We start from the raw sequence: 19528 nt of genomic DNA on the forward strand, positions 1-19528 counted from the left end.
TCCTCCCGTCATGCCTCCGGTGCGTCGGCGGGCCGCAGAGAGGCGAAAGCGTCCGCCGAAGCGGCGTATGCGGCGAGAATACCGGCCACGGCCTGGGAATTGTGGATCATTCCCGCCAGGGCACGCCGAACCGCTTCGGACAGGGGAATCCACACCACCGGCATGTCGGCCTCCTCGTGCCGCCGGACGAAGTCCAGCTCCCCCTCGGGGATGGGGCTGAGGTCCCTGGCGAGGAAGATCCGGGTCCGCTCGTCCGTCATCCCCGGCGAGGTGAAGGCGTCGACGAGGGTGTGCCAGGTCCGCGCGCGGTAGCCCGCCTCCTCGGCCAGCTCCCGCGCCGCCCCGGCGTGCAGCGGCTCGCCGTCGACGTCCCGCAGCCCGGCGGGCAGCTCCCACAGCAGCCGCCGGGCCGGGTGGCGGTACTGGCGGATCATCAGGACCCGGTCCTCGTCGTCGAGCGCCACCACGGCCACCGACCCGGGGTGGCGGACGTAGTCGCGCGCGACGACCTCGTCCTCGCCGTCCCCGCCCGGCATGACGACCCGGTCGGTCAGCGCGGTGATGACCCGCCCGGAGAAGTGCCCGGCCGAGGAGATGACCTTCCACTCCGCCGGAACGTCGACGACCTCGGGGACCCCGGGACCGGCGGAGGCGTCCGCCCGGCCCGCCGTCACCCGCCCGGAGTCGTCCGTACGGTCCGCCCGCGGCTCGGGGGCGCTCACTTGCCCCGCCCGGCCTTCGCCGTGGTGCCGCGGGCCTCGGCGTAGGCCAGGGCGGCGGCGACGAGGCCCTTGAACAGGGGGTGCGAGCGGGTCGGCCGGGAGCGGAACTCCGGGTGCGCCTGGGTGCCGATGAAGAACGGGTGGACGTCGGTGGGCAGCTCGGCGTACTCCACCAGGCGGCCGTCGGGCGACAGGCCGGAGAAGACCATGCCGATCTTCTCCAGGTCGGCGCGGTAGGAGTTGTTGACCTCGTAGCGGTGGCGGTGGCGCTCGTCGGCCCTGGCCTTGCCGTACAGCTGGCGGGCGAGCGAGCCCTCGGCGAGCTTGGCGGGGTAGAGGCCCAGCCGCATGGTGCCGCCCATGTCGCGGTCGCCGGCGACGACGTCCTTCTGGTCGGCCATGGTGGAGATCACCGGGTGCGGCGTCTCGGGGTCGAACTCGGTGCTGCCGGCGTCCTCGACGCCCGCGAGGTTGCGGGCGGCCTCGATGACCATGCACTGCATGCCCAGGCAGATGCCGAGCAGCGGGACCTTGTTCTCCCGGGCGTGCCGGACCGCGCCGAGCTTGCCCTCGATGCCGCGCACGCCGAAGCCGCCGGGGATGAGCACGCCGTCCACGCCGTCGAGCTCACGGGCGGCGCCCTCGGGGGTCTCGCAGTCGTCGCTCTTGACCCAGCGGATGTTGACGCGGGCGTCGTTGGCGAAACCGCCGGCGCGCATCGCCTCGGTGACCGACAGGTAGGCGTCGGGCAGGTCGATGTACTTGCCGACGAGCGCGATCGTGACCTCCTTGGCCGGGTGGTGCACCCGGCGCAGGAGCTGCTCCCACTCCTTCCAGACGACGTCGCGGAAGGGCAGGCCGAGGCGGCGGACGACGTAGGCGTCCAGGCCCTCGGTGTGCAGGACCTTGGGGATGTCGTAGATGCTCGCGGCGTCCACGGCCGAGACGACGGCGTCCTCGTCGACGTCGCACATCAGGCTGATCTTGCGCTTGATCGAGGTGCCGACCGGCCGGTCCGAGCGCAGCACGATGGCGTCGGGCTGGATGCCGATGCTGCGCAGCGCGGCCACGGAGTGCTGGGTCGGCTTGGTCTTCAGCTCGCCGCTCGGCCCGATGTACGGCAGCAGCGAGACGTGGAGGAAGAACACGTTGTCGCGGCCGACCTCGTGGCGGACCTGGCGGACGGCCTCAAGGAAGGGCAGCGACTCGATGTCGCCGACGGTGCCGCCGACCTCTGTGATGACCACGTCGACGTCGGGGCCGGCCATGGACCGGATGCGGTCCTTGATCTCGTTGGTGATGTGCGGGATGACCTGGACGGTGTCACCGAGGTACTCGCCGCGGCGCTCCTTGGCGATCACGTTGGAGTACACCTGGCCCGTGGTCACGTTCGCGGAGCCGTGCAGCTCGGTGTCGAGGAAGCGCTCGTAGTGGCCGACGTCGAGGTCGGTCTCGGCTCCGTCGTCGGTGACGAAGACCTCACCGTGCTGGAACGGGTTCATCGTCCCGGGGTCGACGTTGAGGTAGGGGTCGAGCTTCTGCATGGTGACTCGCAGGCCACGCAGCTTGAGAAGGCGCCCGAGGCTCGACGCCGTCAGTCCCTTGCCGAGACTGGAGGCGACGCCGCCGGTGACGAACAGATGCTTGGTTTGTGCGGCGCTGCGCAAGGAGTCTCCCGTGGTCGCGATAGAGCTGCAGGCACCCCCTGATGGGGGCCTACTGTCCACGGGCTCTCAGAATATCAAACGGCCGCCGCGAACCGCCCCGTCACCTGCCCTGCCCCGCATTTCCCAGGTAAACCCTCGAACGGTAACTTATCCCCCTATGTCACTACATGGGGTGTTGAGGCGCGCCCTCGGCACTCTTGTCCACCGCGGCTGGTCCGCGCTCCGCGCGGCCGGCGCGGTCACCCCGGCCAGCCCCGGCGGCTACCGGTTCCGCCGCCTGGGCGAGGGCGCCTGCCTGGCCTTTCCCGTCGGCGCCGTCTTCGGCGAGCAGTGGATCGAGATCGGCGAGCACACCCTCGTCGGCGAGCGGGTCTCCATCTCCGCCGGCATGGGTCCCGGGGTGGACCTCGGCCCCGACAGCGTCGTGCGGATCGGCGGCCACTGCTCCATCGGCCGGGGCGGCCACATCGTCGGGCACCAGTCGATCGACATCGGCGACCACGTCTTCACCGGCCCCTACGTCTACATCACCGACCAGAACCACGTCTACGACGACCCCGAGACCCCGATCGGCCGCCAGTGGCCCCGCAACAACCCCGTGGCGATCGGCTCCGGCTCCTGGCTGGGCACCGGCGCGATCATCCTGCCGGGCACCCGGATCGGCCGGCAGTGCGTGGTCGCCGCCGGGGCCGTGGTCCGCGGCGAGTTCCCCGACCACAGCGTGATCGCCGGCGTCCCGGCGAGGGTGGTCCGCCACCACGTCCCCGGCCACGGCTGGCTGCCGCCCCACCTCGCCGCCGGGGTCGCCGACCGTGCCGGATCGGCGGACGCCGGGGACGGCACCGGCCCGGGCGGCATCGGTCCGCACGGCATCGGTTCGCACGGCATCGGTTCGAACGGCGCCGGCACTCCCCCGGAGCCCGCCGAACCCGTCGGCACCGGCTGATCCCGTCGGTACGGGTTGTCCCGTCAGCGCCGACCGATCCCCTCGGCGCCGGCTGATCCCGGAGACTCCGCGGGACCATGGAGCCTCCGGGGCGCCGTCGGCGGGGACGGCCCGCGCCCGGCGGGCCGTCCGCTACCCGCGCCGGCCGCCGGGCAGGAGACACACCAGCACCGTCGCCACGAGCGCGGCGGCACAGGTGAACACCGAGGACATCGCCAGCGCGTGCGCCGCGGCCGTGGCCGCACCCCCGGCGGAGGGGTGGAAGGAGCCGAAGAACACGACCCCGATGATCGCGACGCCGAGCGCGCCGCCGACCTGCTGGGCGGTGGAGAGCACCCCGGAGGCGAGACCGGCGTCGCGCGGGTCGATCCGCGCCAGGACGGCGTTGAGCGAGGGGGTGATGACCAGCCCCCCGCCGACGCTCTGCAGCATGAGGGTCGGGATGACCGCTCCCGGCGCGAACCGTACCCCCGACAGCAGGACGATCGCGGTCGAGGCGTACCCGGCGGCGAGCACGACCGCGCCGGTCATCAGCACGCGGCGGCCGTACCTCGGCACGAGCCTGCCCGCGACCATGCTGAAGACGAAGAACATCGCCGCCGCCGGCGTGTAGGTCAGCCCGGCCCCGAGCGCCGTCATGCCCAGCCCGTCCTGCAACGACACCGACAGGACGAGGTAGTACGAGGTGATGCAGGCGTAGAGGACGAGAACGAGGACGAGGCCGACGGAGAACGGCCGCCTCGAGAAAAGGGAGAGCCGCACCAGGGGGTCGCCGCCGCGCTCGCCGACCCTCCGCTCGACACGGGCGAACACCCCGAAGAGCACGGCACTCGCGGCGAAGCAGGCCCATGTCCACCGGGGCCATCCGGCCTCGCGGCCCTCGATGAGCGGGAAGATCGCCAGGGACGACGCGACGGTGAGGAGCACGACCCCGGGGACGTCGATCCGGCGCGCGCGGGTCCCCCATGTCTCGGGGACCCGCACGGCCGCCGCCAGGATCACGGCGAGTCCGACGGGGAGGTTGATCCAGAAGATCGGCCGCCATCCGGAGCCGAACAGGTCGGCGCCGATCAGCAGGCCGCCGACGAGCTGACCGCTGACGGTGGCCAGTCCCATCACCATGCCGAGAACGCCGAAGACGCGGTGGCGGCCCCGCTCCGGGACCAGCGCGGTGATGACGGCGAAGACCTGCGGGACCATCACCCCGGCGCCCAGGCCCTGGGCGAGTCGCGCCGCGATGAGGCCGTTCGCCGTTCCGGCCAGGGCGCAGGCGACCGAGGCCAGCGTGAAGATCGCCGCCCCCAGGACGAAGACGCGCCTGCGCCCGTACAGGTCGCCGAGTCGCCCCCCGGTGATGAGGAGCACCGCGTAGGTGAGCTGGTAGCCCGCCAGCGTCCACTGCAGCTGGCCGCCGGACGCGCCGAGGTCGGCCTGGATCACCGGCTCGGCGACGATGACGATGAACGAGTCGAGGATCGCCATGAACGTGCCGGCCATCATGATCGAGACCACCTGCCACGGCACGCCGGACGACGTCGGCGACCGCGCGGCGTCGGCCGGGGACGGGAGGAGGGGGTCGGAGAGCTCCGCTGGGGACTCCGTGATCTCATTCATAAAATAAACATACGGTCGTACGTACGTATTCTGCAACGGGAGGTGTGGCAGGATGAGGCCGATGAGCGATCTCGTACGGCGACCGGGCCGGGACGCCGGCGCCGGCCCCTCCGTCCGGGCGGACGAGACGGTGACCGACCGCCGCCTGCTGCGCGGCGTCCAGGCCAGGCGGACGATCGCCCGGCACGCCGTCGACGTGGCCTCACTCGAAGGGCTCGAAGGGCTCAGCTTCGGCCGGCTCGCCACCGACCTGGAGCTCAGCAAGAGCGGGGTCCAGACGCTGTTCGGGACGAAGGAGAACCTGCAGCTCGCCGCCGTCGAGATCGCGCACGAGGTGTTCACCGAAGAGGTCGTCCGTCCCGCGGAGACCGCGCCCCGGGGGACGGCCCGGCTGCGCGCGCTGGTCGAACACTGGATCGCCTACGCGGAGACGCCGCTGTTCCCGGGTGGGTGCTTCTGGGTGGCGAACCTCGCCGACTTCGACAGCCGGCCGGGGCCGGTCCGCGACGCGCTCTTCCGCCACCGGGGCGACTGGCTCGCCCATCTCACCGGTGAGCTGCGCCACGCCGTCCGGTCCGGGGAGATCTCCGGTCCGGACGCCGACCTGGCCGCCTTCCAGATCGACGCGGTGCTCTGCGCGGCCAACACCGCGCTGCGCCTCGGCGAGGGGGACGCCGTGGACAAGGTCCGCCGCGTGGTCGACGCACTCCTCTCCCCTGCCGCCTGACCGTACGGTCCCGCCGGGAAGCACCCCGGACGACCATCGGCCTCGCCCGGGAACCGCCCCGGACGACCATCCGGCCCCACCGGGCCCACGGCACGGCCTCTGCCGCGGTCCGTGTGTCCGCCCCTCCGCCCGGGGCACGGGATCTTTCCGCGGGGGTGGTTCGTTGGGGGAAGGGCGACAGACGGAGGAGGCACGATGCTCGCGGCACTGACGGGTCTGGGGCTGTCCACGGCGGCCGGGCTCAACGCCTACATCCCGCTGCTGGTCGTCGGCGTGCTCGCCAACCTCACCGACGAGGTACGGTTGCCGAACGAGTTCGCCTGGCTGTCCAACGGCTGGGTGCTCGCGATCATCGGCGTGCTGCTGCTCGCCGAGATCGTGCTCGACAAGGTCCCGGCGGTCGACAGCGTCAACGACATGATCCAGACGGTCGTCCGCCCGGCCTCCGGCGGCGTGGTGTTCAGCGCCACCGAGGCGGCGGCCCGGCTCGACGGCTCGACCTGGATGAGCCACAACCCCTGGCTGAGCTGGGTGCTGGGCATCGCGATCGCGCTGGCCGTACACCTGATGAAGTCCACCGCCAGGCCGGTCGTCAACGTCTCGACCGCCGGGGTGGGCGCCCCCGTGGTCAGCACCCTGGAGGACGCCGGCTCGCTCGGCATGAGCCTGGTCGCCGTCTTCCTGCCGGTCCTGGTGATCGTCGGGGTGGCGATCCTCGCCCTGCTCGGCTGGTGGGCGATCCGCAGGGTACGGCGCCGCCGCGCCCTGCGCCGAAGTCCGGCCTGACACCGGCCCCGGCCCCGCCCGGTTCCACCCGGCGCCCCGTCCCACCGGCCGGCCCGGCGCCGGACGGGACGGGAGCCGGACGGCCCGGACGGCCGGACCCTCCCGCCCATGGCTCCGCCCCGGCCGTGCTCCCGGGGATATGCTCGAAGAATCCGTCTCGCCCCCGTCAGGAGGTGGCTCCCATCGGCACTTTCATCACCATCGCGCTGGTGATCCTGCTGTTCGTCCTTCTCGCCTCGGCGGCCGGGATCTACCTCCTGGTCAAGGTCGGCAAGAAGGCCACCAAAGAGGCCCGCAAGGTCGGCGACCGGGTCGCCACCCACGTGGCGTCGATGGGCACCGGCGAGGCCGCCGAGGCCGAGCGGATGCGCATCGACCTGCGCCGGGAGGTCTCCCTGGCCCGCCAGGCCGTCGAGCAGGCGTTGCGTGACGGCTGGGGCCTGGGCGACCTGCCCCACCTGATGGCCGAGATCGCCGTGCAGGCCGACCAGCTCGACGCCCAGCTCGGCCTCTACGCCCGGCACGCCCGCATGCCGTCCAACTCCGACCGCCACTCGTTCGGCCTGCTGCGCGACCACCACGCCAAGCTGACCGATTCCTGCTCCCGTATCAGGGCCGACCTGCTCAACGACCAGATGACGCACTCGGCCGGGGTCATCGCCGACCTCCAGAGCCGCACCGACCTGGAGATCGAGGCCCGCCGCCGCGCCCCCGACCCGCTGGACCAGATCGACGAGCTCTACCGCCGCACGATGCTGAGCCGCCCCCAGCGGGAAGAGCCCCGCTGAGAAGTGCGGAGCGTGTCATCATGAACGCGCACCGCTCGTAGACGGGATGGCCCGAGGAGGCCGGCGGATGACCACGGCGCTTCCGGAGTGGCTCGACCCCGGCCCGCCCGGCGGGTGGACGGCCGACATGCTCGACCGCCTTCCTCCTGACGTGCCGAGGCATGTGTCGTCTACGCCTTCGAACTGGAGCCCTCCGTCAGGGCGTACATGCCGACCGGCATCCACCGGGGACGGCTGCGGACGTACGTCGGATTCGACGTGGACATCGACCTAGACCTGAGCACGTACATGGGAGGCAAGGCTCCGTAGGAGCCCCACGCCCCGGTTCCACCGTACGGCGGCCCTCTCCCTGCCGCGGGCGGCGTCCCGGCTCTCCCGCCCGAACGGGGTGTCCGTTGGTGCGCTGAAAAGGTGTCGTGCCGGATTTGGGATGATCGGCCGGTGATCCCTCCCCCTACGGAAGCCGGCCGGGCATCGACACGGGAACGTGTACGCCGCATCCTCGAAACCCCCCGCCTGCAGCGGGTCGTCATCGCCGTCATCGTCCTCAACGCGGTCACCATCGGCTGCGAGACCTCCTCGCTCCTCGTCGACCGGATCGGCGGCCTGCTGCACGTGGTCGACCGGGTCACCCTGGCCGTCTTCACCGCCGAGCTCGCCGCCCGGCTGTACGCCTACCGTGGGACGTTCTTCCGTGATCCGTGGAACTGGTTCGACACGCTCGTCGTGGCGGTCTCCTTCGCCCCCGCGTCAGCCTCCACCTCGGTGCTGCGCACGTTGCGGATCGTGCGGGCGCTGCGCCTGGTGTCGGCCGTACCCAGCATGCGGAAGGTCATCGGCGCCCTGATGGCGGCCGCCCCCGGCATGCTCTCGATCGTCGGCCTGATCATCCTGCTGGTGTACGTCTCGGCGGTGCTGGCGACGCATCTGTTCCGCGACACCGCTCCGCAGTACTTCGCCGAGCTTCCCACCTCGCTGTTCACCCTGTTCCAGGTCATGACCGGCGAGGGATGGCCCGACATCGCCTCCGAGGTGATGGGGCAGAAGCCCTGGGCGTGGGTGTTCTTCGTCGGCTACATCCCGCTGACCACCTTCGTGGTGCTGAACCTGTTCATCGCCGTCGTCGTCAACGCCATGGACGACCAGACCACCTCGGCCGAGGAGCAGCGCGTCGAGGACACGCTCACCGTCATCGCCGGGGAACTGGCCCGCCTGCACGCCAAGATCGACGAACTGCAGGCGTCCGCCGGTGACCGGCACCCCGGCGGGAAGGCCGCGGCGGAGTCCTCCGACATGGCCGGGCCCCGCTAGCCCACGGACCAGATCATGCCGTTGCTGAACGACGTCGCCTCCCCGCCATGGGGGTTCACAGCGGGAAGGACCTCCTCGGGCCACCCCAGAGGTCTCGCTCCCGGGGCGGCCGGTCGGCTCAGGAGACGCCGGCCTCGCGCATGTCGCGGACCTCGCGCTTGAGCTCCTTGATCTCGTCGCGGAGCCGGGCGGCGACCTCGAACTGCAGGTCGGCCGCGGCCTGGTGCATCTGCTCGGTGAGCGAGGCGACCAGCTCCTCCAGCTGGGCCCGGGGCATCTCCCCGGCGATGGCCTTGGCGTGCTGGCCGGCGGCCTTGGAAGCGAAGCCGGGGACGGGCGCCTTGCCGCGCGTCTGCTGGCGGCCGCCGCCGCCGAGGAGCTGCTCGGTGTCGGCGTCCTCGCGGTTGAGCGAGTCGAGGATGTCGGCGATCTTCTTGCGGAGGGGCTGCGGGTCGATGCCGTGGGCCTCGTTGTAGGCGATCTGCTTGGCCCGGCGGCGGTTGGTCTCCTCGATCGCCCGCTCCATGGACGGGGTGATCCGGTCGGCGTACATGTGCACCTGGCCGGAGACGTTTCGGGCCGCGCGGCCGATCGTCTGGATCAGCGAGGTCTCCGAGCGCAGGAAGCCCTCCTTGTCGGCGTCGAGGATGGCCACCAGCGACACCTCCGGCAGGTCGAGGCCCTCGCGCAGGAGGTTGATGCCGACCAGCACGTCGAACTCGCCGGAGCGCAGCTCGCGGAGCAGCTCGATGCGGCGCAGGGTGTCGACCTCGCTGTGGAGGTAGCGGACCCGGATGCCGAGCTCCAGGAGGTAGTCGGTGAGGTCCTCGGCCATCTTCTTGGTCAGCGTGGTGACGAGGGCCCGCTCGTCCTTCTCGGCGCGGATCCTGATCTCGTGGACGAGGTCGTCGATCTGCGACGTCGTGGGCTTGACGATCACCTCGGGGTCGACCAGGCCGGTCGGCCGGATGACCTGCTCGACCACGTCGCCGCCGGAGCGGCCCAGCTCGTAGGGGCCGGGGGTGGCCGAGAGGTAGACGGTCTGGCCGATCCGCTCCAGGAACTCCTCCCACTTCAGCGGGCGGTTGTCCATCGCGGACGGCAGCCGGAAACCGTGCTCGACGAGCGTGCGCTTGCGGGAGGCGTCGCCCTCGTACATCGCGCCGATCTGCGGCACGGTCTGGTGCGACTCGTCCAGCACGAGGAGGAAGTCCTCGGGGAAGTAGTCGAGCAGGGTGTTGGGGGCGCTGCCGGGGGCGCGGCCGTCCATGTGGCGCGAGTAGTTCTCGACGCCGGAGCAGGTGCCGATCTGGCGCAGCATCTCCAGGTCGTAGGTGGTGCGCATGCGCAGCCGCTGCGCCTCCAGGAGCTTGCCCTGGCGCTCCATCCTCTCCAGCGTCTCGGCCAGCTCGGCCTCGATGCCGGCGATGGCCTTCTCCATCCGCTCCGGGCCCGCGACGTAGTGGGAGGCCGGGAAGATGTAGACCTCGTCGTCGTCGGTGATCACCTCGCCGGTCAGCGGGTGCATCGTGGAGAGCTTCTCGATCTCGTCGCCGAACATCTCGATGCGCACGGCGAGCTCTTCGTACTTCGGGATGATCTCGATGGTGTCGCCGCGCACCCGGAAGGTGCCCCGGGTGAAGGCCAGGTCGTTGCGGGTGTACTGCATGTCGACCAGGCGGCGCAGCAGCCGGTCGCGCTCGATCTCCTGGCCCACCTGGAGGCGGGCCATGCGGTCGACGTACTCCTGCGGGGTGCCCAGGCCGTAGATGCACGACACCGAGGCCACCACGATCGTGTCGCGGCGGGTCAGCAGCGAGTTGGTCGCCGAGTGGCGCAGCCGCTCGACCTCGTCGTTGATCGAGGAGTCCTTCTCGATGTAGGTGTCGCTCTGCGGGACGTACGCCTCGGGCTGGTAGTAGTCGTAGTACGAGACGAAGTACTCGACCGCGTTGTTCGGCATCATCTCGCGCAGCTCGTTGGCGAACTGCGCGGCGAGCGTCTTGTTGGGCTGGATGACGAGGGTCGGCCGCTGCAGCCGCTCGATCAGCCAGGCGATGGTGGCGGTCTTGCCGGTGCCCGTGGCGCCCAGCAGGACGGTGTCCTTGTCCCCCGCGCCCACGCGCCGCTCCAGATCGGCGATCGCTGCGGGCTGGTCGCCCGACGGGGTCATCTCGGTGACCACCTGGAAGGGCGCCACCTTGCGCTGCAAATCAGTTACCGGCCTCACTCCACCCACTGTAGGCGGGCCCACCGACATTTCCGTCCGCCCGCCCGGCCGGCCGACCGCGGCCCGGCGTGCGCGGACGGCGCGGGGATCCTCAGTGCCGAGCCAGGCCTCACGGGCGCGGCCCGGCGCGCGTGTACGGCGCGCGGGCCGCGCGTCCACGATCCGCCCCGGCCGTACGGCGGGCCGCGCGTCCACGATCCGTCCGGCCGTACGGGCACCTTCGGCCCTCCGGGCGCGTTGGGCGTAAAGAGAGCGTAAAAAGGCGTCCGAACGGGCGAGGACGCGGGACGGAGACACGGGGTTGACGGGTGGCTTCCAGGATGGGCCGGACGGCTTCAATCCGGTGGCAAGCCGACGTCAAGCCCGGCGGACTTCACTGCCGGATACGGCTCCACCACCCGGCGCCTCGCCGTGATACGCCGAACAGAATCCCCCAAAGACTGATATATCGGACTATCTCGTACGACTAACCCCCCCGGAGGTCAGATGTCCCGGTCACAACAGGTCATGCGGACCGCTGCGGCGGCCGCCCAGGCGATGGGACAGGGAGGTGACCCACGCCAGATGGCCGGCCAGGCCATGGGCCGGCTGGCGGGCCAGTTCACCGGCCAGGCGCCCGGCGAGAAGGGCTTCGCACTCGATCCGGCCGACTTCGCCGCGGCCCGCGACCAGGACATCTCCACCGGGACGGTCATCGAGGCCCGCAGCGCCTCGCTGGCCGAGGCCGGTGAGATCCTCAGCCGGAGCTTCACCGCGGCCGGGCCGGACGGACGGCCCGCCCATGTGATCTCCCCGGTGGTGATCCCCAAGGGGACGACGGCGCGGTTGATCGTCCCGCTGGTGGTCCTGGCCGTCCTCGGCCTGGCCGGGCTGGTGGCCACGGGGCTGCCCGACGGCGCGCGGGTGCTGTTCGGCCCGCACTACTGGCTGGTCCTGGTGCTGGCCGCCGCGTTCCTGTGGTGGCGGCGCAGCGTGGTCATGGTCCCCGAGGGCGCCAAGGCGCTGATCACCAAGTTCGGCAAGCTCGTGCAGATCGCCGAGCCGGGCCGGGTGACGCTGTTCAACCCGTGGAAGCGGGTCAGCTACATCGTCAACACCACCCGTGAGTACCCCTTCAACGCGCCCATCAGCGAGGCCCCGACCCAGCAGGGCGTCAAGGCGAGCGTCGACCTGTTCCTGCAGTTCCGCATCGAGGACCCGGCCGAGTTCATCTTCGTCCTCGGCTCGGTCGGCGGCTTCCAGGCCAAGCTGCAGAACGCCATCAGCGAGGTCACCCGCTCCCTCATCTACGCCCAGCGCGCCGAGGAGATCTACGACCTGGTCGGCGAGAGCACCCTGGGCATGCTGGACAGCCTCAACCAGCAGTTCCTGCCCGCCGTACGGCTCACCGACGTGAACATCACGCACGCCGAGCCGACGAGCCAGGAGTACCGGATGGACCTCGCCGCCCCCGAGATGATCAGGGTGGCCAAGGAGGCGTACACCTACGAGTACGAGCTGCAGCTGCGCAAGGAGCAGAACGAGGGAGACCTCGTCAGGGAGCTCGCCGGGCTGCAGGAGCAGCTGTCGGCCATCCAGGCCGAGATCGCCGGATACCAGGCCCGGATGGACACCGCGCTGGAGCGCGCCTCCTACCAGGCCAAGGCGCAGGCGAGCCAGCGGCTGGTGGAGGCGGAGTCCACCGCCAAGGCCAACGCGGCGCTGCTGGAGGCGCAGGCGCTGGACATCCGGGCGCTGAGCGCGGCCCAGGCGCCGGAGATCCTGGACTACCGGTTCCAGCAGGACCTGCTCGACAAGCTGGAGGCGGTGGCCGCCCACCTGCCCCGGATGGTGCAGGTGGGCGAGCGGCCCGACATCGACCTGCTGACCCTGGCCAGGCAGCTCGTCGGCAGCCGGGACACGCAGCTGTTCTCCGAGCAGGACATGGCGGCCATCAGGGCGCGCGTCACCGAGATCGGCAGGCGGGTCGAGGAGCGCGGGTCGGAGATCGCCGCCCTGCTGAACCCGGCTCCGGAGACCGGCGGCGCGAGCGGCGGGACAGGCGGGACAGGCGGCACCGGTACGGCGGGCGGGACCGGCCCGGCCGGGACATCGCAGGCGGGGCGGGTGGAGCCGTCGGAGCGGGCGCTCCGGGCGGCCGAGGCGCAGGGCGGGCCGGCGGCCCGGGAAGGTGAGGACGTGCGATGAGCGCGGAGTTCTCCAAGATCAAGGAATCCCTGGCCTCCTGGTCGGAGATCCGCCAGCTGCTGCGCGGCGGCGAGTCGGGCCGGCTGGTCCCGGTGGTCATCCCCAAGGACCGCCGCGGCTTCGCCTGGCTGACGCTGCCGTTCGCCGCGCTCTACCTCGCCGGCACGGCGGTGCTGGCCGGCGGGTTGATCTCCTTCCTGGCCGCGGTGGGCGCGGTGGTCCTGCTGCTGGCCTCGCTGGTCTGGGTGTGGCGACGGGCGATCATCGAGATCGAGGAGGGCACCACCGGCGTGCGCAGCCGCTGGGGCGCGATCACCGGCACCCTGCCCCCGGGCCGCCACTACCTGTGGCTGCCGTGGGACCGGGTGGACGCGGTGGTGGACACCTCCACCGAGATCCCCTACTCGGCGCCGATCGTGGCCTGCCCGACCGCGGAGAACGTGCCGCTGAAGTCGATCGAGTTCTTCCTGAAGTTCCGCATCGTCGACCCTGTGGCCTTCGTCCGGACGATCGGGGCGAGCAACTTCGACCTCGTGCTGAGCAGCGCCGTACAGGACGCCATCCGCCAGCGCAGCCGCAGGGTGCACACCGAGCGCGCCTACGACCTGCGCGGGTCCGACGTCGGCGACATGCAGGAGCTGCTGACCCGCCAGCTCGGCCGGTACGGCGTGCGGATCACCGGCGCCAACATCCCCGACGTGCAGCTGCCCGACGCCTACCAGCAGCACCTGGCCACCCGGGAGAAGGTCGCCAAGGAGCTGTCGGCGTTCGAGCGGGAGTGGGAGCTCACCCGCAAGCGGCGGATCGACACCCTGCTGATGGAGATCGAGCGCGCCAAGAAGACGCGGGACGCGCGGATCGTGGAGGTGCGGGCCGCCGCCAACACCGCCCGCAAGGACGTCGCCCGCATGCTGGAGGAGCACGAGACCGAGGCCCAGCGGGTGCGCTGGGAGATCGAGGCGAAGGGCCGGGCCGAGCTCACCTCCGCCGAGAACGAGGCCCGGGGGCTGCGCAGGCTGGCCGACTCCTACCGCGACAACCGGGCCGTGCTCCAGTACGAGCTGGCCCGCCGCCGCCTCGACGTGGGGGCCAGGCTCGCCGAGAGCGCCCCGCGTCCCCTGGTGGTCCGCACCGACGGCACCTCCGGCGACTCGTCGGCGCTGTCCACGATGCTCCTGGCCCAGCTCCTGCCGCGGATCGGCGGCATCGGCGACGGCGGCGCCGGGAGCGGGAACGGTGTGAACGGCCAGGGCAGGCCGTCCACCCAGCCCGGCTGAGCCCGTCCCGGATGAGCCCGTCCCGGCCGGACCCCGCCCCGGCCGGGGCGTCCCGCCTCGGTTCCGTCCCGGCCACGCGCGTCCCGGCCGGGCGCGCCCCGCTCCAGCCCCTTTCCGACCCGCGCCCCCTGACCGGGCGCGTTCCATCGCAGACCCGTTCCGACCCGCGCCCCCTGACCGGGCGCGTTCCACCTCACATCAGATGACATCCGGGGAGTACCCATGGTTTTCCGCAAGCTGATGGCCGCGTTCGGCGCGGGCGTCGAAGTCGACACGATCCTGCAGAACTCCCACGTCCGCCCCGGCGAGATCCTGCGCGGGCGGGTCGACTTCCGCGGCGGCGGCTCCGAGCACCAGGTCGAGGGCATCTTCATCGACTTCACCGCGGTCGTCGAGGTCGAGAGCGGCGACAACGAGCACCACGCGACCTACAGCTTCCTGCGCGAGCAGGTGGCCGGGCCGTTCCGGCTCGCGGCGGGCGCGGCCCACTCGGCGCCGTTCGAGATCGCCGTCCCGTGGGAGACCCCGATCAGCGCCGTCGGCGGCCACCCGCTGCGCGGCATGCGGCTCGGCGTGGCCACCGAGCTGGCCCTGGCCGGGGCGCTGGACAAGGGCGACCTCGACCCGCTGTTCGTCAATCCGCTGCCCGCCCAGGACAACGTGCTCGGCGCGCTGAGCCGGATGGGCTTCCACTTCAAGAAGGCCGACCTGGAGCGGGGCACGCTGCGCGGCTCGCGGATGCCGTTCTTCCAGGAGATCGAGTACCACGCGGGCCACGAGTACGGCCGGCACTTCAGCGAGCTGGAGCTGACGTTCATCACCGGGCCGCACTCGATGGACGTCATCCTGGAGGCCGACAAGCGCGGCGGCTTCCTGTCCTCCGGCGGTGACACCTACGACCGGTTCACGGTCCGGCACGACGACCACCCGGGCCAGGTGGAGCAGTCGCTGCGCGCGGGGCTGGAGTCGATGGCCCGCAGGCGCGGCTGGTTCTAGGACCGGCCCCCGCGGCCGGGTCCCGCCCGTTCCGTGCCTGGAGCGCGGCGGGATCCGGTCCTACTATGACGGCGGGGACATCCGACCCGGGCGGGACCGCGGGCGAAGCGTGAACCGAGGCGGATCGGGCGGGACCGCGGACGGGCCGGTGGGCCCGGTGAACGGGCGGGCGGACGGGCGGAGCGCGCATGGGTCGGATGGCACGGTTCGGGACATGGCTCGGCAAGAACGCCGACGGTTTCATCGCCCTGCTCCTCGCGGTGGGCGTCGGCGTGGTGGGCCTGCTGGACGACGCCATCGACAAGGCCGTGCGCGACCAGGTGATCGAGTCCGGGACCCTGCTGGTGCTGGCCCTGCTGACCACCGCGATCCTGCGTGACCGCTGGCGCCAGGAGCCGGCCGAGACGGCGATGCGGGAGAGCTTCGCCAGGACCTCCACGCTGCCGGAGCGGATGCAGCGCCTGGAGGGCGTGGTCTCCGAGGCCGGGCGGGCCCTCGCGGACCTGTCGGTCGTCAAGGTCCTCAACGGCGCGGAGGAGATCGCCAAGGCGCACGCGGAGGCGCGCGCCGGCACCGACCGCTGGACCTTCAAGGGCGGTACGGGCACGTACCTCCGCGCGGTGACGCTGCCCGAGTGCGTGGCGGCCGCGCGGGCGCAGCGGCGCGCGCTGCTGATGCGCCTGGAGATCATCGACCCGGCCGACGAGCGGGTCTGCGAGGCGTACGCCCGCTTCCGCCGGTCGATGTCGCAGGAGCCGGACGGCACGGGCGAGGTCTGGACGGCCGAGCGCACCCGCAAGGAGGCGTTCGCCACCATCCTCGCGGGCTGCTGGTACCACCAGCGGTTCGGCCTGCTGGAGATCCACATCGGGCTGTCGGCCACGATGACGACGTTCCGCTGGGACCTGTCGGCCTCCTCGCTGATCATCACCGGGGAGGACCCGCGGCGGGCGCTGCTCGCCGGGCGGCGGTCCTTCTACTACGACAGCTGCACCACCGAGCTGATGGCCAGCCTGGAGCAGGCCAGGCGGGTGCCGATCGAGCTGGCCAGGTCGGTCCCGCTCGGCGACGAGCCGACGATCGAGGAGGTGCGCAAGCTGTTCGAGACCCTCGGCCTGCCCCTCCCCCGGTCCTACACCGACAGGGATGTCGCCGACCTCACGCGCAAGGCGCTCCGGGCCAAGAATCCCTACCCCTGACGGGACGAGATGAGATACCAGGAGCTGTACGAGGAGATGACCGGCGGCCGCGGGGGCGAGGCCCTGCGCGGCTGGGCCGGGCGGGTGCTGCGGGACATCGCGTCGGGCGCCTCCCCGGTCGCCGGGGTCCGCCATCCGCTCGGGTTCCTCTGCCTGCCGCTGGAGCGGACCGGGGAGTACGGCGTGTGCCTGCACATCTGGTCCGGCGCGCTGCCGCGCGCCGCCTCCACCACCTCCCAGATCCACTGCCACAGCTGGGACCTGGTCAGCCACGTGCTGTACGGCCGGGTGGAGAACGTGCGCGCCGACGTCGGCGACGCGGGCGGCGGCGCGGGGGACGGCGCCGCGGGCGCGGCCGGCGGGACCCCCGGGCACACCGGAGAGGCCGCGGCCGGAGACGGTGGGACGACCGTCCCGCCCGGGGCCACCCACCGGGTCTTCGAGGTCGTCAGCGACGCGGGCGGCGACCGTATCCTGCCGACCCCGCGCACCGTCCGGTGCGCCCCCGGGGTGAGCGAGGTGTACGGGCCGGGCGAGACCTACACGCTGCCCGCCGGGGTGTTCCACTCCAGCGTCGTGCCCGGCGGGGAGACCGCCACGATCGCGCTGGGCCACGGCCGTCCCGGCCGCAGCGACCTGTCGCTCGGCCCGCTCGGGCTCGGCGCCCACCTGGTCCCCCGCCACCGCTGCGACGCGCGGGAGACCGCGCGGGCCGCGCTGCACGCGGCGGGACGCCTGTCCTGACCGCCCACCGGGCGGACCGGCGGGCGCCGGCCCACGACACGACCGAGGAGGACCACATGGTTCGGCAGACGAGCGAGGGCCGCCCCGGGGACGGCGCCGTGGAGCGGGACGGGGAGCACGCCGGGGACGGCGCCGTGGAGCGGGACGGGGATCGCGCCGCCGCGCCGACGGATCTGGAGCGCGCCCGCCGGGTCGCCGTGGACGCCGCGCGGGCGGCCGGCTGGCTGATCACCGAGGGCACCCGGGCGGCCCTCGTGGTCAACCCCAAGGGCGACGACGGCGACGTGGTCACCGACCTCGATCTCTCGTCGGAGAGGCTGCTGGTCGGCCGGGTCCTCTCGGCGTTCCCCGGGCACGCGGTGATCTCCGAGGAGGCGGGCGTGCTGGGTGAGGCCGGGTCGGAGTGGACGTGGGTCATCGATCCGCTCGACGGCACCAACAACGTGGCGATCGGCCTGCCTCTGTACGCCGTGGGCCTGGCGCTGTGCCGCGGCGGGCGGCCCGAGCTGGGGGTCGTGCACGAGCCGGTGACCGGCCGTACCTGGTCGGCCGTGCGGGGCCGGGGCGCGGTCGGCCCGGCGGGCCCGCTGTCGGCTCCGCCGTACCGGCCCGGCCGCTCCGGCCCGGTGCTGGCCTGGGTCCAGGGGTACGGCGTGCGGCGCGGCGACCCCGTGGCCACGGCGCTGAAGGCGGCGCTCGACCTGCGTGCCCGCCGGGTGCTGCGGCTGTGGGCCCCGCTGCTCGCCTGGGTGATGCTGGCCCGGGGGGACATCGACGGGATCGTGGGCTACCGGACCGGGGTCGTCGACCTGCCGGGCGGCCTGCTGATCGCGCGGGAGGCCGGGGCGGTGGTCGGCGGCTTCGACGGCGCGCCGTTCGACCGCGTCCCGCTGGACGGGAGCGGGTGCGACTTCGTCGCCGGGCGGGCCGGGCTGCGGGAGGAGCTGCTGGAGGAGGTCCTGAAGGAGGCCGGGGCCGTCCGGAAGGCCGCGCCGTGACCCCCGCCGACTCCCACGGCCCCCGCCGGATTCCCCGCTGACCCCCCACGGACCCTCGCGGACGTCAGGCGGTGAGCAGCAGCGCGGCCACGGCGGCGGCCACCCCGGTCACCGCCAGCCCGGCCCCGGCCAGCACGAACGTCAGCGGCGGCACCCGCACCGCGCGGCGGCGGCACCACTCGAACCACAGCAGGGTGGCCAGCGACGCCCAGGGGGTGATCACCGGCCCGATGTTGGTGCCGATGAGCAGGGCGAGGAGCTGGTCGCGGTTGCCGGGCGGGACGACCTCCTCCACCGCGGTGTAGGCGGGCAGGTTGTTGATCAGGTTGGCCAGCCCGCCGCCGGTGACCGCCGCCCGGTAGGCGCCGCCGGTGTCGCCCGCCGTGCCGGTCAGCGCGCCCATGAGGCCGGCCAGGCCGTACCGGCTCAGGGTGGGCACCACCAGGAACAGGCCGGTGACGAAGACCAGGAGCTGCCAGGGGAACAGGGAGAGGGTGAGCTTGGACCGGTCGCGCCAGGCGAAGGCGGCGATCATCAGCACCGCCGCGGCGAGGGCGGCGAGCTGGATCGGCAGCTCCAGCAGGAGCGCGGCGATGAACAGCACGCACACCGTGGCCGCGACCCGGAACAGCAGCGGGTCGGCGACCGGGACGGGACCGGGCGGGACGTAGCGGCCGGCGCCGCGCCGGCCGCGCCGCCAGAAGAACACCCACAGGAAGACCATGGTGACCGCGATCGAGGCGGCCTGCGGCAGCCAGAGCCGCCCGGCGAACTCCTTGGTGGACATGCCCAGGCGGTCCATGGCGAGAAGGTTCGTCAGGTTCGACACCGGCAGCAGCAGGCTCGCGGTGTTGGCCAGCCAGACGGTGGTCATGGCCAGCGGCAGCGCGGCGATGCCGGTCCTGGCGGCCAGGGCGAGCATGACCGGCGTCAGCAGCACGGCGGTGGTGTCGAGGTTGAGGAACATGGTGACCAGGGCGGCGAAGGCGGTGCACAGCAGGAACAGCGCCGCGTAGTTCCCCCGCCCGGCCGCCGCCAGCCTCGCCGCGATCACGTCGAAGACCCCGGCCTCCTTGACGAGCTCGGCCATCACGATCACCGCGCCGAGGAACAGCAGGATGGGCGCTATCCGCGTCAGCTCGGCCCGGGCGTCCCCGATGGGCAGCAGGCCGGTCAGGACGGACAGGAGACCCAGCGCCAGCAGGCCGATCCGAATCCAGTCCAGAACGCTCAGTCGCCGCAGCACACCGACCATGATCCACGAGGCCGGTCAAGATCGCACGTCCGTCCTTGATCGAACCCCTTCGTATCGCCGGTACGGCGGGCGATACTGGAC

At 72.4% G+C, this 19528-nt stretch carries 16 protein-coding genes; 11 read left to right on the plus strand and 5 right to left on the minus strand.

The window, feature by feature from the left end; genetic code table 11:
• Window positions 1–8: 8 nt before the first annotated feature.
• Together HDA43_RS03690 and pyrG are read right to left on the minus strand one after the other, a co-directional pair.
• On the minus strand, window positions 9–596 hold the full coding sequence (locus HDA43_RS03690; RefSeq protein ID WP_312873377.1) for an NUDIX domain-containing protein: 588 nt from the start codon (window positions 594–596) through the stop codon (window positions 9–11).
• 122 nt (window positions 597–718) lie between these two features.
• Window positions 719–2389, minus strand: coding sequence for a CTP synthase (pyrG, locus tag HDA43_RS03695; RefSeq protein ID WP_179818305.1), 1671 nt, complete (start codon window positions 2387–2389; stop codon window positions 719–721).
• Window positions 2390–2561: 172 nt separating this feature from the next.
• Between pyrG and HDA43_RS03700 the strand changes: the two genes are divergently transcribed.
• Window positions 2562–3335, plus strand: coding sequence for an acyltransferase (locus HDA43_RS03700; protein WP_376770488.1), 774 nt, complete (start codon window positions 2562–2564; stop codon window positions 3333–3335).
• Between the two features lie 132 nt (window positions 3336–3467).
• Here HDA43_RS03700 and HDA43_RS03705 read toward each other — a convergent pair whose 3' ends face one another.
• On the minus strand, window positions 3468–4949 hold the full coding sequence (locus HDA43_RS03705) for an MFS transporter (protein ID WP_179818307.1): 1482 nt from the start codon (window positions 4947–4949) through the stop codon (window positions 3468–3470).
• A gap of 61 nt (window positions 4950–5010) precedes the next feature.
• On the opposite strand from HDA43_RS03705, the gene HDA43_RS03710 reads away from it, so the two are divergent.
• From HDA43_RS03710 to HDA43_RS03725, 4 genes are all read left to right on the plus strand, one after another.
• Window positions 5011–5676 (plus strand): TetR family transcriptional regulator C-terminal domain-containing protein, encoded by a 666-nt coding sequence (locus HDA43_RS03710; RefSeq protein ID WP_218911587.1) that lies wholly within the window; start codon window positions 5011–5013, stop codon window positions 5674–5676.
• Window positions 5677–5871: 195 nt separating this feature from the next.
• Window positions 5872–6462 (plus strand): DUF4126 domain-containing protein, encoded by a 591-nt coding sequence (locus HDA43_RS03715; RefSeq protein WP_179818308.1) that lies wholly within the window; start codon window positions 5872–5874, stop codon window positions 6460–6462.
• Between the two features lie 173 nt (window positions 6463–6635).
• Window positions 6636–7250: a hypothetical protein gene (locus tag HDA43_RS03720; RefSeq protein ID WP_179818309.1), complete on the plus strand. Its 615-nt coding sequence runs from the start codon at window positions 6636–6638 to the stop codon at window positions 7248–7250.
• A 441-nt stretch (window positions 7251–7691) separates the two neighbouring features.
• Window positions 7692–8561, plus strand: coding sequence for an ion transporter (locus HDA43_RS03725; protein ID WP_312872961.1), 870 nt, complete (start codon window positions 7692–7694; stop codon window positions 8559–8561).
• A 118-nt stretch (window positions 8562–8679) separates the two neighbouring features.
• On the opposite strand, the gene uvrB is transcribed toward HDA43_RS03725, so the two are convergent.
• Complete coding sequence (gene uvrB / locus HDA43_RS03730; protein WP_312872963.1) at window positions 8680–10791, minus strand: excinuclease ABC subunit UvrB; 2112 nt, start codon at window positions 10789–10791, stop codon at window positions 8680–8682.
• 486 nt (window positions 10792–11277) lie between these two features.
• On the opposite strand from uvrB, the gene HDA43_RS03735 reads away from it, so the two are divergent.
• The 6 genes from HDA43_RS03735 to HDA43_RS03760 all read left to right on the plus strand — a co-directional run bounded on the left by HDA43_RS03735 (window position 11278) and on the right by HDA43_RS03760 (window position 18192).
• The gene (locus HDA43_RS03735; protein ID WP_179818310.1) at window positions 11278–12978 is read left to right on the plus strand and encodes an SPFH domain-containing protein; all 1701 of its coding nucleotides are present in this window, start codon (window positions 11278–11280) and stop codon (window positions 12976–12978) included.
• Window positions 12975–14255 (plus strand): SPFH domain-containing protein, encoded by a 1281-nt coding sequence (locus HDA43_RS03740; protein ID WP_179818311.1) that lies wholly within the window; start codon window positions 12975–12977, stop codon window positions 14253–14255. Before HDA43_RS03735 ends, HDA43_RS03740 begins: the two co-directional genes overlap by 4 nt.
• Window positions 14256–14477: 222 nt before the next feature.
• Complete coding sequence (locus HDA43_RS03745) at window positions 14478–15251, plus strand: sporulation protein (RefSeq protein ID WP_179818312.1); 774 nt, start codon at window positions 14478–14480, stop codon at window positions 15249–15251.
• Window positions 15252–15439: 188 nt separating this feature from the next.
• Window positions 15440–16450, plus strand: a complete 1011-nt coding sequence (locus HDA43_RS03750) for a hypothetical protein (RefSeq protein WP_179818313.1) — start codon at window positions 15440–15442, stop codon at window positions 16448–16450.
• 9 nt (window positions 16451–16459) lie between these two features.
• The gene (locus HDA43_RS03755) at window positions 16460–17194 is read left to right on the plus strand and encodes a hypothetical protein (RefSeq protein ID WP_179818314.1); all 735 of its coding nucleotides are present in this window, start codon (window positions 16460–16462) and stop codon (window positions 17192–17194) included.
• Between the two features lie 56 nt (window positions 17195–17250).
• Window positions 17251–18192, plus strand: a complete 942-nt coding sequence (locus tag HDA43_RS03760; RefSeq protein WP_179818315.1) for an inositol monophosphatase family protein — start codon at window positions 17251–17253, stop codon at window positions 18190–18192.
• Between the two features lie 64 nt (window positions 18193–18256).
• On the opposite strand, the gene HDA43_RS03765 is transcribed toward HDA43_RS03760, so the two are convergent.
• A complete protein-coding gene (locus HDA43_RS03765) occupies window positions 18257–19447 on the minus strand; it encodes an SLC13 family permease (protein ID WP_179818316.1) in 1191 nt (396 codons plus the stop codon).
• Between the last annotated feature and the right edge of the window lie 81 nt (window positions 19448–19528).

The sequence above is a fragment of the Streptosporangium sandarakinum genome (assembly GCF_013409935.1).
Classification (GTDB): Bacteria; Actinomycetota; Actinomycetes; order Streptosporangiales; family Streptosporangiaceae; genus Streptosporangium; species Streptosporangium nondiastaticum.

What these genes read in the sequence shown, in the direction of transcription:
- HDA43_RS03740 (WP_179818311.1), top strand. Translation starts at nt 12,975, where the DNA reads ATGAGCGCGGAGTTCTCCAAGATCAAGGAATCCCTGGCCTCCTGGTCG.
- HDA43_RS03715 (WP_179818308.1), top strand. Translation starts at nt 5,872, where the DNA reads ATGCTCGCGGCACTGACGGGTCTGGGGCTGTCCACGGCGGCCGGGCTC.
- HDA43_RS03710 (WP_218911587.1), top strand. Translation starts at nt 5,011, where the DNA reads ATGAGCGATCTCGTACGGCGACCGGGCCGGGACGCCGGCGCCGGCCCC.
- HDA43_RS03755 (WP_179818314.1), top strand. Translation starts at nt 16,460, where the DNA reads ATGAGATACCAGGAGCTGTACGAGGAGATGACCGGCGGCCGCGGGGGC.
- HDA43_RS03750 (WP_179818313.1), top strand. Translation starts at nt 15,440, where the DNA reads ATGGGTCGGATGGCACGGTTCGGGACATGGCTCGGCAAGAACGCCGAC.
- HDA43_RS03765 (WP_179818316.1), bottom strand. Translation starts at nt 19,447, where the DNA reads ATGGTCGGTGTGCTGCGGCGACTGAGCGTTCTGGACTGGATTCGGATC.
- HDA43_RS03705 (WP_179818307.1), bottom strand. Translation starts at nt 4,949, where the DNA reads ATGAATGAGATCACGGAGTCCCCAGCGGAGCTCTCCGACCCCCTCCTC.
- HDA43_RS03735 (WP_179818310.1), top strand. Translation starts at nt 11,278, where the DNA reads ATGTCCCGGTCACAACAGGTCATGCGGACCGCTGCGGCGGCCGCCCAG.
- HDA43_RS03760 (WP_179818315.1), top strand. Translation starts at nt 17,251, where the DNA reads ATGGTTCGGCAGACGAGCGAGGGCCGCCCCGGGGACGGCGCCGTGGAG.
- HDA43_RS03745 (WP_179818312.1), top strand. Translation starts at nt 14,478, where the DNA reads ATGGTTTTCCGCAAGCTGATGGCCGCGTTCGGCGCGGGCGTCGAAGTC.